The sequence below is a fragment of the Pannonibacter carbonis genome (assembly GCF_003012935.1).
Classification (GTDB): Bacteria; Pseudomonadota; Alphaproteobacteria; order Rhizobiales; family Stappiaceae; genus Pannonibacter; species Pannonibacter carbonis.
In genome coordinates, this window is the sequence record NZ_PUDR01000003.1 from 366,194 (window position 1) to 379,773 (window position 13,580).

General features: G+C 63.5%; 12 protein-coding genes. 2 read left to right on the forward strand and 10 right to left on the reverse strand.

Annotated features, from left to right (window positions below; genetic code table 11):
* Nucleotides 1–48: 48 nt before the first annotated feature.
* Nucleotides 49–1,578: a cardiolipin synthase gene (gene cls, locus C8348_RS05950; RefSeq protein ID WP_106752347.1), complete on the reverse strand. Its 1,530-nt coding sequence runs from the start codon at nucleotides 1,576–1,578 to the stop codon at nucleotides 49–51.
* Complete coding sequence (locus C8348_RS05955) at nucleotides 1,578–2,612, reverse strand: cysteine synthase A (RefSeq protein WP_106752348.1); 1,035 nt, start codon at nucleotides 2,610–2,612, stop codon at nucleotides 1,578–1,580. The genes cls and C8348_RS05955 overlap by 1 nt, the downstream gene beginning before the upstream one ends.
* 300 nt (nucleotides 2,613–2,912) lie before the next feature.
* Here C8348_RS05955 and C8348_RS05960 point away from each other — a divergent pair, with 300 nt between their 5' ends.
* Both C8348_RS05960 and C8348_RS05965 read left to right on the forward strand, forming a co-directional pair.
* Entirely contained in the window at nucleotides 2,913–3,560 is a 648-nt protein-coding gene (locus C8348_RS05960) for a ChrR family anti-sigma-E factor (protein WP_106752349.1), read from the forward strand.
* Between the two features lie 55 nt (nucleotides 3,561–3,615).
* A complete protein-coding gene (locus C8348_RS05965) occupies nucleotides 3,616–4,410 on the forward strand; it encodes an SDR family NAD(P)-dependent oxidoreductase (protein WP_106752350.1) in 795 nt (264 codons plus the stop codon).
* Between the two features lie 16 nt (nucleotides 4,411–4,426).
* Here C8348_RS05965 and C8348_RS05970 read toward each other — a convergent pair whose 3' ends face one another.
* From C8348_RS05970 to C8348_RS06005, 8 genes are all read right to left on the reverse strand, one after another.
* The gene (locus tag C8348_RS05970; protein ID WP_106752351.1) at nucleotides 4,427–5,731 is read right to left on the reverse strand and encodes a helix-turn-helix transcriptional regulator; all 1,305 of its coding nucleotides are present in this window, start codon (nucleotides 5,729–5,731) and stop codon (nucleotides 4,427–4,429) included.
* 216 nt (nucleotides 5,732–5,947) lie between these two features.
* Nucleotides 5,948–6,856, reverse strand: a complete 909-nt coding sequence (locus C8348_RS05975) for a MipA/OmpV family protein (RefSeq protein WP_157950391.1) — start codon at nucleotides 6,854–6,856, stop codon at nucleotides 5,948–5,950.
* A gap of 178 nt (nucleotides 6,857–7,034) precedes the next feature.
* The gene (locus C8348_RS05980) at nucleotides 7,035–7,832 is read right to left on the reverse strand and encodes an amino acid ABC transporter permease (RefSeq protein WP_106752353.1); all 798 of its coding nucleotides are present in this window, start codon (nucleotides 7,830–7,832) and stop codon (nucleotides 7,035–7,037) included.
* Between the two features lie 145 nt (nucleotides 7,833–7,977).
* Nucleotides 7,978–8,787: a transporter substrate-binding domain-containing protein gene (locus tag C8348_RS05985; RefSeq protein WP_106752354.1), complete on the reverse strand. Its 810-nt coding sequence runs from the start codon at nucleotides 8,785–8,787 to the stop codon at nucleotides 7,978–7,980.
* Between the two features lie 142 nt (nucleotides 8,788–8,929).
* Nucleotides 8,930–10,210 (reverse strand): SAM-dependent methyltransferase, encoded by a 1,281-nt coding sequence (locus C8348_RS05990; RefSeq protein ID WP_106752355.1) that lies wholly within the window; start codon nucleotides 10,208–10,210, stop codon nucleotides 8,930–8,932.
* A gap of 11 nt (nucleotides 10,211–10,221) precedes the next feature.
* Complete coding sequence (locus C8348_RS05995; RefSeq protein WP_106752356.1) at nucleotides 10,222–11,103, reverse strand: DUF1365 domain-containing protein; 882 nt, start codon at nucleotides 11,101–11,103, stop codon at nucleotides 10,222–10,224.
* A gap of 14 nt (nucleotides 11,104–11,117) precedes the next feature.
* A complete protein-coding gene (locus C8348_RS06000; RefSeq protein ID WP_106752357.1) occupies nucleotides 11,118–12,443 on the reverse strand; it encodes an NAD(P)/FAD-dependent oxidoreductase in 1,326 nt (441 codons plus the stop codon).
* 227 nt (nucleotides 12,444–12,670) lie between these two features.
* Nucleotides 12,671–13,258: a hypothetical protein gene (locus C8348_RS06005; RefSeq protein ID WP_106752358.1), complete on the reverse strand. Its 588-nt coding sequence runs from the start codon at nucleotides 13,256–13,258 to the stop codon at nucleotides 12,671–12,673.
* Between the last annotated feature and the right edge of the window lie 322 nt (nucleotides 13,259–13,580).

The window sequence follows — 13,580 nt, forward strand, 5'->3', positions numbered from 1 at the left end:
CGCGCCGCGAGGACCGGCGCCACTACGCCAGCTCACCGAAATCACCGCTTAGAGGATGGGCGACAGCAGCCGGGCGCTTTGTGCCAGCACACGGAACAGATAGGGCCGCTGGTCAAGATCATCGGGCGCGGTACGCCGCGCCAGCCGGAAATCCGCCTCCAGCATCGCCGCAATCTTGGCGATGAACGGCTTGTGGGTGAACCACAGCGTGATCTCGAAGTTAATGTGGAACGAGCGATTGTCGAAGTTCACCGTGCCGACAGAGGCGAGGTCCTCGTCCACCAGCACGACCTTCTGGTGCAGGAACCCGTCCAGGTAGCGATAAACCTTGATGCCGCGATTGACGAGATCATCTGCATGGGCGTGGCTGGCCAGCCAGACGAGGCGATGGTCGGCCTTCTCCGGCAGCAGCACCCGCACGTCGACCCCGCGCATCGCTGCGGCATAAAGCGCGGTCTGGACTTCCGGTCCCGGCACGAAATAGGGGCTGACGACCCACAAGCGCTGGCGGGCGCGGGAGATCACCTCGGTAAAGGCGATGGAACAATCCTCCTGCGGATCCGCCGGCCCGGTCGGCATCACCAGTACAGGCTCGTCGCCCTGCGGCTCAAACGGGCCGGGCGAGACGATGTCCAGCGCCTGGCCGCTGCCCCAGTGCCAGTCTTCCGCAAAGGAGAGCGTGCAGGCGAGGGCTGCCGGGCCGGACACCTTCACATGCGTGTCGCGCCAGTGTCCGAACGCCGGGTCCCTGCCGAGATACTCATCGCCAACATTGTGTCCGCCAACCCAGGCATGGCGGTTGTCGACCACGACCACCTTGCGGTGGTTGCGGTAGTTGATCCGCATCGGGCCAAGCAGCCGAAGGTAGTGGTGGGTCTCGTTGAAACCCGAAACCGCGATGCCGCCGCGCCGCAGCCGCCGAATATAGGATTTCGGCAGGCCCTTGGAGCCGATCTCGTCATAGAGCAGATAGACGCGCACGCCTTGCCGCGCCTTTTCGATCAGGAGATCGGCCAGCGTCCGGCCCAGAACGTCATCGCGGATGATGAAGAACTGCACCAGCACCACATCCTGCGCGTCCGAAATGCCCTTCAGGATCGAGGAAAACGTCGCCTCACCGTCAATCAGCAGCTCGCAGGCATTTCCGGACAGGAACGGCAGGTTGGCAATCTTCGACAGCACCGGCCAGTCGTCGGTGGCGTCCCGGTCACCCAGCCCGAGTTCGGCTGCGCGCAGGCGTCGCTCGAACCGGCCCATTTTGCGCTGCACGTCGGCATAGTCGTCAAACTGCTTCCAGCCGAACACCAGATAGAGAAACGCAGTCGGGAACGGCAGGAAGAACAGCGACAGCAGCCAGGCAATCGAGCCTTGAGCCGAGCGGCTGTTCATGACCTCCCGCACGGCGCAGATTCCGGCGATGAGATACAGCAGCGCCGTGATGCCGGCGATGATGCCGAGGTTGTTGAGGATCACGTCGACCAGCGTCGCATCGCGGACGAGGGAACCGGCAAAGGTGGTGGCGCTTTGCGTGCCACCGGGCAGTGCGGCCTGAGCGACGTCCGCGAGCGGCGCAGTCATCACGCGAAGGGCGCTGCGATAGCGGCCCTCGGCTCGAGCCAGGACGGAACCGGCAGCGACTTGCCGCGCAGGAAGTCCGGGTTATACAGCTTCGACTGGTAGCGCGAGCCGTGGTCACACAGGATCGTCACGATGGTGTGGCCACGCCCCAGGTCCCGTGCCAGCCGCCGCGCGCCAGCGATGTTGATTGCGCTGGATCCCCCCAGCAGCAGGCCTTCATGCTCGGCAAGGTCAAACAGCAGCGGCAGCGCTTCTTCGTCCGGGATCATATAGGCCTTGTCGACCTTGGCGGTCTCGATGATCGGCGTCACGCGGCCAAGGCCGATGCCTTCCGAAACGGACCCGCCCGGCGACATTTCGGCCTTGCCGGTGGTGAAGAGCGAATACATGCCGGCGCCGTGAGGATCGGCGCAGCCGATAACGATGTTTGCCTTCTGCTCCCGGAGATAGCCGGACGTGCCAGCCAGCGTGCCGCCGGTGCCGACCGCACAGATGAACGCGTCGACGTTGCCTTCCGTGTCGCGCCAGATTTCCGGTCCGGTGCCGACGTAATGGGCCTTGCGGTTGTCGAGGTTGTTCCACTGGTCGGCAAACAGCACGCCATTGGGCTCCTGCGCAGCCAACTGTTCGGCAAGGCGCCGGGCGACGTGCTGGTAGTTGTTCGGGTCGGAGAAGGGCTTCACCGGCACCTCGACGAGTTGCGCACCGGCCAGCCGCAGCATGTCCTTCTTTTCCTGGCTCTGGCTGTCCGGCATGACGATGACGGTGCGATAGCCTCGGGCACTGGCAACAAGGGCAAGGCCGATGCCGGTGTTGCCGGCGGTGCCTTCGACAATGAGCCCCCCAGGCTTCAGGTCGCCGCGGGCTTCAGCTTCGAGAATCATCTGCTTGCCGGCGCGGTCCTTGACCGACTGGCCCGGGTTCATGAACTCGGCCTTGCCCAGGATTTCGCAGCCTGTCTCGTCCGACAGGCGGTTCAGGCGGATCAGCGGCGTGTTGCCGATGCACTCAACGACAGAAGCGGTGCGGGTCATGAAAAAAGTCCGATCTTGCAGAAAAGCGGGGGAGGCGTCCTTGTGCGGACGCTAAACGCCCTTGGCAGAAGGATCAAGCCGAAGCCATGGTGCCTTGTCCGCTCGGCGATGATCTTTGCCAAATCAGAAACAGAAACCGCCCTTATCTGTCTGGGCGAACTCTTGCCGGAAGCGGTCTGCTTGTCTAATTTTCGCGGAATACACATGGGCGTGATCCGGTTTGTGTTGATCGCCGTAAGACCGTTCAAACGACAGCGCGACAAAGAGCGCGCTCCATAAAAATGACTGTCGGGCACACACATGGAACACACCACTGGACTGGATGAATTGCTTGCGGGCTATGTCGCCGGAACGCTGGCCGAGCCGGCCCGCGTCCTTGTCAGCGCGCATCTGGAACTGACCGATCGCAACCGGCCCTATGTGCGTCAGCTCGAAACCCTTGGCGGTCTGGAACTGGAACAGACAAAGCCGGTCGCCCTGACTAATCGGGACGCCCGCCTCGCTGCCATTTTCGGACTGGGCGTAACGCCGGTTCGCGCGCCGCAGCCGGAAGAATCCTTCGATCCGCGCCTTCCCGCCAGCCTTCGGCGCATGATGGGCCGCTCCTCGCTCGAGGGGCTTGCCTGGCGCGGCCTGATGCCGGGGGTGAAGGAATACCGCATGGGCGAGATCGATGGCTGTTCCGCCAGCCTCCTGTGGATCCGCGCAGGCCGGGCTGTTCCCTCGCACACTCACGATGGCACCGAACTGACCTTGGTGCTGCAGGGTGGCTTTGCCGATGCGGATGGCCATTACGTGCGCGGTGACATCGCCATTGCCGATGATCACATCGACCACAAGCCGATTGCCGACCGCGACGAGGATTGCATCTGCTTTGCCGTCACCGAAGGGCATCTGCGCCTGACGGGCCCCGTCGGGCGCCTGTTCCAGCCCTTCATGCGCATGTGACGAAATCCGTCGATGGCTCTCCTGCGTAAACGTATGAAACCGCAGGAGAGTTGCCTTGACCGTTTATGTCGCCACCCCCGCCGATGGAGCTGCCTGGATCACCGGAGCCAGTTCCGGCATCGGACGCGCCCTGGCGCTTGAACTGGCCGGCGCCGGCTGGACGGTTGTTGCAACCGCCCGCTCCGCTGGAGCGCTCGAAACGCTTGCCTCTGGCGCCAGGGATCTTGCCGGACGCATCGTGCCGATGCCTGGCGACGTCACTGACGCCCCCGCCATGGCGGCGATGGCCGCGCGCATTGAGGCCGAACTTGCGCCCGTTGCGCTTTGTGTTGCCAATGCCGGCATCTACCTGCCACAGGACGGCCTTGCAGGGTCTGCTGAAGCTTTTTCCCAGACCATCGACGTCAACCTCAAGGGCACCATCAACGTGCTGCTGCCGGTCATCGCGGCGATGACGCCACGGCGCAAGGGCCAGATCGCCGTCGTGGCCTCGGTGGCCGGCTACAGCGGCCTGCCAACCTCTGCTGCCTATGGTGCGACCAAGGCCGGCCTGATCAACATGACCGAAAGCCTGAAATTCGACCTGGACCGTGCCGGGATCCGCGTCCAGCTGGTCTCGCCCGGTTTTGTCGACACACCGGCCACCGCCGACAATCCGTTTCCGATGCCGCATTTGATGTCGGTCGAGGCGGCCGCAAAGGCCATCGCCGAGGGCCTGAAAGGCAAGGCCTTTGAGATTGCCTTTCCGCGCGCCTTTGTCCGTCAGCTGAAGTTCCTGCGTCTGTTGCCTTACAGCCTGTATTTCCCGCTCGTCGCCCGGGCCACCGGATGGGCAAAAAAGCCGCTGTGAACCCGGCCGCGGGCCTTCACCCTGAGCCGTCCGCTGCCGGAAAGCGCAGGAGAGCTGTGTTCTGGTCTGCAGTCCCCCGCATGGCCGCAGTACGATAGTCGGACGGCGTCTGGCCCATTTCCTTGCGGAACGCGGCATTGAAGGTCGAGCGGGCGTTGAAGCCGACATCCTCGCCGATGTCGATGATCCGGTTCGTCGTGTTGGTCAGCAACTCGCAAGCCTCGCGCACGCGCCAGTGGTTGACGTATTCGTAGAAATTGCTGCCGATGTAGTCGTTCAGCACCTGTGACAGATAATTCTCCGACACCTTCAGGTGGTCGGAGAGATTGCGCAGGTTGAGAGCGTGGTTGCGATAGAGCTTGTCCTCCGCCATGGCCCGCTCGATCTTGCCGGCGATCCGCTTCATCCGTTCGCCGTCCAGCGCCGAGCGTTGATAGCGCGCTTCGCTCAATGCCACGGGCACAGCCTCCCCGCTCATCTGCAGAACCTCATGCGGCACCTTCAGCACGACACCGGCGTCCATTTCAGCCTCGGCGGCCGGGCTGCGGCGGGCGGGGGCGTAGATCGGCTGCTGCCATAGCGCCATGAAGGTGAGGGGATAGATCCAGGCGGCAAAGATCAGCACGCTGACCATCGGGGAAGGATTGAGCTGGTTGAACAGCAGGTTGTCGCCAAGCAGCACCAGGTTGATGCCCCAGGACAGTCCCATCAGAGGAATGTTCCAGTGCAGCCAGCGCAGGCTGCTGCCTTCCAGGTTTGAGAAATAGTCGAGCTTCTGCCGTTCGTGCCGCCCCAGTTCGCGGATGCTCATGGCCACATAGAGCGTCATCACCGGCAGGTAGACCAGCATGGTGATGAGGCGTTCCGGCGGCAGGGGCGTCGACAGGGTCGTGCCAATGTCGTGCAGGCTTGGGCCATGCAGGGGGGCTGGCTGCGATAGCGCGTAAAGCAGGATAGTCAGGAGTTGCATGGCCGCGTAGGGTGCTAGGTGCCAGATGTCCTTGCGATTGAAGGTCAGCGGGTCCTTGCTGGCCAGCGCCCGCGCATAGAAGTAAAGCGCCGGGCCTTCCAGCAGCAGCAGCGGCGTCATCACCGCCACGACATGGTTTGGGCCAGGCAATGTCCATTCGCCGATGCTGTACATCACCTCGGTCAGGTCACCCAGCGCCATCGCCAGCACCAGTCCGAGGAAGGCGGAGATCGCCAGAGAATGATCCTTGCGCGGCTCGCGCCGGGTCAGCAGGAGCCCGATGACAAAGACCAGATGCGTTGCCAGTCCAAGGGCAAGAATGAAGAGATCGTTCGTATACAGGATCAGCACTCCGCAGGGGCTCGCCCCGCAACAGCAAAATAGGCGCGCATGCGCAGGGTGATCTGCGCATGCGCGGTCTGGTCCCGTCAAGGCCGGGTGGGGCCGTGGCCTTGTGGCGCGTGCTGAGGAACACGGGACGGGAGCAGGCACCGATGTGCCATGTCCAGAGGCTTCTGGCGTCCGGACGGGCCCGACCGGACACCTCTGGGGGCGGAAACGGCGAAGTCAGCCGCCGAAGCGATAGGTCACGAAAGCACCGACCGAGTACTGGTTCTTCGAGCCTCGGCCACCGGTCACGATCGGCGACTTGGCTGCCTCGCCCACCAGCCGGTCATAGGATCCGGTCAGGGTGAAGGCCGCCTTTTCGGTCAGGAGATAGGTCGCATCCGCCGAGATACCGACACTGGCGATGCCGCCGGATGGCCTGAACGTCTTGAGGCCGCTGCGCCCGGACTGGGCGGCGCTGACCCCGAAGACCGAGCGCATGTAGCTCTCGTCGAACCAGGTCGCCTTGGCGGCCGCGCCCAGCATCAGGCGGTGGTCCAGCAGCGGCGGGGCCTTGACGCCGAGGGTGAAGTCACCGGTCCAGCCTTCGGCCGCCTTGATCTTTTCGTTGAGGCCAAAGCGGTTGAGGCTCTTGTCCCGGCTGTCCTTAAGCTTCAGGACGCTGCGCCTCAGTTCCACTGCGGCCTCAAGCCAGGGCAGCGGCTCATAGGCGATGAACCCGCCGGCATCGAGCGTCGGCGCGAGGTCGCCAAGGCCGTTCAGCGTCTTGCGGTCATCCTTGGTGTCGCGGCCCATGCTGTAGCGCAGGACAGGTCCGGCCCGGAATCCATAGGTGTTGAGGGCATTGATGGTAAGGCCCTTCGGATCAAGCAGGAGTGTGTCGCGCCAATTGACCGCGACATAGGGGACTGGCACGACCTTCATCTTGCCGGAGCCGAGGAACGCCGGCGCATAAAGCGCGCCGCCGCCGACGGTGACCGTCCAGTCCGGCTTGGGCGCGTCGATGGTCAGCTCGGGAAAGCCCTGCTGCGCCGGCTCCTGAAGGTCGGCGGCAAAGGCGGGCAGGGCAAGGACGCTTAGTCCAAGGCCGAGCGCAAGGCCGGTGAGGACGGGGCGATGATGGATCACGTCAATTTCTCCGCTTGAGGCGCAGGGAGGGAGCGCCGGTCGGGCCGCGGTGCCATGCACGGCGGTTGCTGCGGAGATGCCAGAACCCGGGTCGCCTTGCGCCCGATTGGGTTTGCCCGGACGCCCTGGTAGCCGGAGCCTGTCCGGGCGGGTGGAGCCGGACATGGTTTCCGGTGGTTCAGTCCTTGCTCTGGCGCAGGTGCCGTTCCAGCCGGCTCAGCCCCAGCGACAGGGTCACGGTCAGCGTCAGATAGATCAGCGCCACCAGATTGTAGGTCTCGAAATAGCGGAAATTGCCAGCCGCCGTCACCTTGCCGAGCTGGGTCACGTCGGTGACGCCAAGCACCGACACCAGCGACGAATCCTTCACCATGGCAATGAAGTCGTTGCCATAGGGCGGCAGGATGGTGCGGAAGGCCTGCGGTGCCACGATCAGCCGGAAGCGCAGCCAGCCATTCAGCCCCAGCGCCTTGGCCGCCTCGATCTGGCCCGGGTCGACGGCGACGATCCCGGCCCGGAACACTTCCGCCAGAAACGCCGAATAGGCCAGCACCAGCGCGGTCACCGCCCGCCACAACAGCGAGATGTCCCGTGTCCTGACCGGATCCAGTCCGAGCGGCCCGGTCAGTGCGTTCCACGCCTCCACCATCAACGGCACACCGGCAAAGGCGACGTAGAGCAGCAGGACGATGATCGGGATCCCGCGGATCACCTCGATGTAGAACTTCACCACCTGACGGACTACGAGGAACCGCGACAGCCCGCCGACGGCGAGCAGCAGTCCAAGCGCGGAGGCTCCCGCAAACCCCGATACGGTGACGAGCAACGTGATGCCGATGCCCTGCGACAGCACGCTGAGCACCTGCGCATGCACCTCACTGGTCAGCGCCTGGCCGAAGGCATAGGCACCGGCCAGGCCAAGCACCACCAGCCACCAGGGGAAATCGGTCGTTGATGTCTTGCGGGACGGGCCCATGGCTTAAGCGCTCCGGAGGGGCTGGAGAGGGGCTGTTGCACGAAAGACCGGAACCCGACGGGTGTTTCCCATCGGGTTCCGGTTCAGCCCAGGCGCGCCCTGCGCATGTTCAAGGCGGGATGCGGCAGCCTCTGAGGCTACGACCTTACTGGCCCATCTTGTAGTCGAGGAACCACTTCTTATCGAGCGCGGCGATGGTGCCGTCGGCCTGCATGGCCGCGATGGCGGCATTGACCGGGGTGACGAGGTCCGAGCCCTTCTTGAAGATGAAGCCGAAATCCTCGGTGCCGAGCTTCTCGCCGACGATCTTCAGCGTGCCGTTCGAGGTCGAGACATAGCCGGGCCCGGCAGTGCCGTCGGTCAGCACCAGGTCGACATCGCCGGCGCGCAGGGCAGCAACGCCGGCGCCAAAGGTCTCGAACTTCTTGATGCGCGGATTGGCCTCGTTGCCGTCCAGCACTTCATACACACCGACATAGAACGGCGTCGTGCCCGGCTGGGCCGCCATCAGCAGGTCAGGATTGGCGGCAAAGCCCTTGGCATCTTCAAAGCGTGTCTCGTCGGCGCGCACCAGCATGATCATTTCCGAGCGCATGTAGGGCTCGGAGAAATCCACCTTGTCCTTGCGGTCGTCGCGGATGGTAATGCCGGTCATGCCGATATCGTATTCGCCGGCCGACACGGCCGGGATCATCGCGTCCCAGCTGGAGTTCTGGTAGGTGACCTTGATGTTGAGCCGCTTGGCAATTTCGGCCATCGCGTCATATTCCCAGCCAACCGCCTGACCGGTCTTGTCCATGAACTGCAGCGGCGGATAGGCGTTCTCTGTCACCACCACCACTTCGCGTCCCTTCAGGTCCGGCACTTCGGAAGCCATGGCTCCGCCAGCGAGAACGGGCAGGAGGACGGTTGCAAGACCGCCGGCGAGACGGAAAAAGGAGGAGGCAAGACGCATGGATTTTCTACTCCCGTGAGGTTCGAAATGTCCGTCACTGTTAGCTGGCCGCCCTGTCGGTTGCAAGGCGAAGGGCTGCAGGAAAGCAGTCTCTTGCCTGCGGTCCCTCAGCCTGTGTGTCTGTCAGTGCGCAGCCAGTGGCTCAGCCCGCCTTCACATAGACCATCTGGCGCACATCGATGTTCCCGGCGCGGAAGCCAGCCTCGCAATAATGGAAGTAGAACTCCCAGAGCCGCTTGAAGCGTTCGTCGAAGCCGAGTGGGGAAATGCGCGGCCAGGCCTCGCGGAACCGGTCGCGCCACTCGGCCAGCGTCCGGGCGTAATCTTGCCCGAAGATCTTCTGGGCTTTCAGGTCCAGTCCGGTCTTGCCGCCGATTTCGGTCAGCTTGCCCGGCGGCGGCAGCATGCCACCTGGGAAAATGTAGCGCTGGATGAAATCCGGCCGCCGGGCGTAGTCGGCAAACATCCGGTCCTGAATGGTGATGATCTGCAGCCCGGCCATGCCGCCTGGCTTCAGGCAGGTTGCCAGCTTCTCGAAATAGGTCGGCCAGTACTCGCGGCCCACGGCCTCGAACATCTCGATCGAGGCAATCCGGTCATAGACGCCGCTCTCGTCGCGATAGTCCTGGAACACCACCTCGACCCGGTCGTTGAGCCCGGCCTTGAACATGCGTTCGCGCGCATAATCGAACTGCTCGCGCGAGATCGTCAGCGCCTTCACATGCGCGCCGACTTCCCGCGCCGCAAATTCGGCAAAGCCACCCCAGCCGCAGCCGATCTCCAGCACCTTGTGTCCGGGCCGGATGTCTGCGGCTTCTGCCAGGGCGCGATACTTCTGCGTCTGTGCCTCTTCGAGTGTCGCCGCGCGGCCCTCATAAAGGCCTGACGAATAGGTCATCGAAGGATCCAGCCACTCGCGGTAGAAGGCGTTGCCGAGATCGTAATGCGCCGAGATGTTGCGCTGCGAGCCCTTGCGGGTGTTGCGGTTGAACCAGTGGCGCAACGAAATGGCGATGCGGAACAGCGCGCTGCCTTGCAACTTTTTCTCTGTCGCATCCCGGTTGACACAGAACAGCTCCAGAAAGGTCGTCACATCAGGGCTCGACCAGTAGCCCAGCATGAAGGCCTCGCCGACCCCGACATCGCCGCCTTCGACCGCCATGCGGACAAAGCGCCAGTCATGCACGCTGACCACCCCGTCCGGGCCGGGGTGCTTGCCTTCAATCAGAAAGCAGCGCCCATCCGGCGTGGTGATGGTCAGCCGCCCATACTCCAGTCCCAGCACGATGCGCATGCCCATGCGCACGAAGCGTGGCAGGCCGGCAAGCACCTGCCTGGCGTTGTCTGCTGTGACCTTGATGGCGGAAGAAAGCGGGGCGGCGCGGGCCGCGCTCGGGGCTGCGGCTTCGGCAACATGGGTCATTGGAACCTCCATCAGGCATGCCCGTAAGGTTCAGGGCGGGGGCTTGGCATGGGTTTTCTGTCTGGGGCGACCGGGCTCGCCCGACTGGCCGGGCCGATCTCCGGCGTCCGGGGCCGGGAGTGGAAGCGGATGCCCTTCAGCCACAGCTTCAGGGCCTCGTAGTGAATGCCTGCGATCACCTTGAGGGTCATCAGCGGGAACCGGAGACAGGCCTTGGCAATTGCGGCGCTCGTTGCCGCCTCGCCCGTACCGTTGAAGGTTGCCGACAGGATCGGCCCCTCAGGATCTGTTTCCAGGATGCGGATCCGGACAGAGCGTCCCGGCGGCAGCAGGCGGAAATGGTAATGCTGCTGCATGTCCAGGAACGGCGAGACATAGAAGGCCTTCACCTGGTCCTGACGCAGGCCCGCTTCGCTCAATTGTCCGTCGGAGACGGGCGCAACATAGGTATGCAGGTCACCGAAAGTGTTGCGTACCTCATAGATAACAGCCGAGAGCGCTCCGTCGCCATTATAGGCATAATAGACCGCCAGCGGATTGAACACGTAGCCAAGCAGCCGCGGATAGGCGAGCAGAAGCACCCGGGCCGGCCGTTCCTGACCCGCCTCTGCTAGCCGCCGGTCGACATGAGCCCGCAGCGAACTGCCGTCGCGCGGACCATGGTCGCGCTGGTGGAACGACAGCAGGTTGAACCGTCCGACGGAGAACAGCGCGGACGTCGCGTTGGCCGCGTCCAACTGGTCTAGGTCGATCAGCATCGAAAATACGGAGTAGGTGAACCGATGCGGCACCGGCTTCATGCGCGCATGCATCACCTGTCCGGTGTAAAGCGTGACCGGTACAAGGGGCGGCGGGCCGTTTCCTGCCCGTTGATGATGAGACGTGTCTGCCATGGCACAGGGCCGCCTTACTCTGCGGCTTCGGCCACCGAAGCCGGTGCGCCATCCCGCATCGGATCGAGCGTGCCCGTAACGGTGTCCCAAGGCAAGACTGCGCCGAGGGCCTGGGCGACCTTGAGCCCGGAGACAAGACCGTCCTCATGGAAGCCATGTCCGCCCCATGCGCCGCAAAACCAGAGCTGGTTCACGCCCTGGATTTGCGGCAATTCTGTCTGAGCAGCCAGTGCGGCGGCATCGAACTGCGGATGATCATAGGTGAAGCGGGCGAAGGTTAGATCCTCGCGCGGTGCCTCGGGTGGATTAAGGCTGACGAACAGCGGCCGGTTCCGGTCGAGGTTTTGCAGCAGGTTCATCCAGTAGCTGACGCTCACATCCGTGTTCGCTTCAGCATCCGTGCGCGCCATGTAGTTCCATGACGACCAGACCCGCTTGCGCTTCGGCATCAGGGCAAGGTCCCGGTGCAGGTAGACCGCATTGGGGCGATAGCGGATCGCGCCAAGGATCCGGCGTTCGTCCTCGCTCGGGTCCTCCAGCATGGCCAGGGTCTGGTCGGTGTGGCTGGCCAGGATCACCTGGTCGAAGACATCCGTGTGGCCCGAGACATCGCGCACATGCACCTTGCCGCCCTCGCGGCGCACCCCGGCCACCGGCGTTCCGAGCCGGACATTGCCCTTCAGCGGATCGATCAGCCGCTGCACGTAGTTCCGGCTGCCACCCGACACAGTGCGCCAGATCGGCCGGTTAAAGTTGATCAGTCGATGATTCTCGAAAAAGGAAATGAAGGATTCCGCCGGGAAGGCCAGCATCTGGCTCGGCGGCGTCGACCAGATGGCCGCGCCCATCGGCACGAGATAGTCGTCGATGAAGGCGCGGGAGAACTTGCGCAGCGCCATGTAGTCCCCAAGCGACAGCCCTGTCACGACACCGGCTGCCCGGTCCTTGGGGCTGATGCGATTGAAGCGCAGGATTTCGCGCAGCATCCAGAGGAAGCGCGGCGAGACGAGATTGGACCTTTGGGCAAAGACGGTGTCGAGGTTGGTTCCGGCCCATTCCCGCGCCCCGCCATCGACCGACAAGGCAAAGCTCATGTCGCTGGCCTCCGTCTTCACGCCAAGATGGGCGAACAGGGCGGTCAGGTTGGGATAGTTCAACTCGTTATAGACAATGAAGCCGGTGTCGACAGCCATCTCCACGCCGTCATAGTCGATGTCGACGGTGGCGCTGTGGCCGCCTGGGCGCAGGCGCTTTTCGTAAAGGACCACCTCATACTGATCGCAAAGGGCGTAGGCGGCACTGTTGCCGGCAATGCCGGAGCCGATGATGGCAATGCGCATGTATGGTCCTTCTAAGCGGTCCGGATAGGTCCGGCCTGCGGAGCGTCGCCGAATATCCTTGCATTTTCGGATCTTACGCGACAGCTCCGGGCCCGGATCAGACGGAGCGAGCTTTTTGTCGCACCTTTTCTGAAAGCCCTTCTGCCCCGGTCTGCGGACAGCAAAAAGGCCGCAGCCAGAAGGCCGCGGCCACGGTCGGGCAGCGTGGAAGGGGGCGGGGTGCGCGCTCAGGCCTGCAGGGTCTCGACCAGCCAGGACCAGGCAACGCGCATAGTTTCAGCAGCGCCAGTGAACAGTGCCACAACGGTCGCCCAGATCGCCTCGCCCACATGTGCGACCTCAATCAGCTTTGGTTGCGTGTCGCGCGGCGTTTCCTCGATGAACTCCACAGCTGTCTTGTCGCCCTTGTCATCGACTATCCGCCGCGTCACGAGGATCGAGGTTTCGCTGGGAACGCGCGAAGCATCCTGTTTGGCGACGGTCGTCTCGGTGTTCAGCGCAGTGACCATGATCGCTCGCCCGTCCGGCAAAAGATGGGTCTCGTTCTGGCCGATCTCGGCGTTGTAGATGACCTCACCCTCGGCATCGATGAGTTCGACCCAGATGGCCGATCGGCCCGCCAGTTCGACTTCCCCGACCCAGATCGACAGGTCTTCACCCTCCGTAACCGTTGCCGTGGCGCTGGCGACGGTGACAGCCAGATTGTCGTCCGGCAGCATGTGGCGTTCTTCCGCGAGCCCGGCATGTGCCGCGCTTGCGAACAGGAAAAGCGATGCGGTTGCCGCAAGCGCGGCGATTCGAATGGGACCAGTCATTTGTGCCTCCCACGGCATGACATTCACGTCCGGCTTGCCAGGTGGCGGTGGGTCTGCTTGCGCTGGGTTTCCAGCGTTGGAGCTGATTGTCCGGGTTATGGTCCCGGGCTGGTATCCGGCCCCTTGCCTCCTTGCCGCCTGGCGAGGACCATCATTACACCACAGTTCCTAATAAACCTGTAGTCCACATCACATTTTGGCGTTGTGAACATTCAAGTTTTAACCATTTTTATTACTGTTGATTTGTTGGACTGCAGGAACCATCAAAGCAAATCAGGGGCTTCCGTTGGGGATCCGATAAAATGACAGGGGTGATCTCCTG

Bases quoted from the DNA above. Each gene is read 5' to 3' on its own strand.
- cls (WP_106752347.1), bottom strand. From the start codon at position 1,578: ATGACTGCGCCGCTCGCGGACGTCGCTCAGGCCGCACTGCCCGGTGGC.
- C8348_RS06000 (WP_106752357.1), bottom strand. From the start codon at position 12,443: ATGCGCATTGCCATCATCGGCTCCGGCATTGCCGGCAACAGTGCCGCC.
- C8348_RS06005 (WP_106752358.1), bottom strand. From the start codon at position 13,258: ATGACTGGTCCCATTCGAATCGCCGCGCTTGCGGCAACCGCATCGCTT.
- C8348_RS05990 (WP_106752355.1), bottom strand. From the start codon at position 10,210: ATGACCCATGTTGCCGAAGCCGCAGCCCCGAGCGCGGCCCGCGCCGCC.
- C8348_RS05995 (WP_106752356.1), bottom strand. From the start codon at position 11,103: ATGGCAGACACGTCTCATCATCAACGGGCAGGAAACGGCCCGCCGCCC.
- C8348_RS05955 (WP_106752348.1), bottom strand. From the start codon at position 2,612: ATGACCCGCACCGCTTCTGTCGTTGAGTGCATCGGCAACACGCCGCTG.
- C8348_RS05980 (WP_106752353.1), bottom strand. From the start codon at position 7,832: ATGGGCCCGTCCCGCAAGACATCAACGACCGATTTCCCCTGGTGGCTG.
- C8348_RS05960 (WP_106752349.1), top strand. From the start codon at position 2,913: ATGGAACACACCACTGGACTGGATGAATTGCTTGCGGGCTATGTCGCC.
- C8348_RS05985 (WP_106752354.1), bottom strand. From the start codon at position 8,787: ATGCGTCTTGCCTCCTCCTTTTTCCGTCTCGCCGGCGGTCTTGCAACC.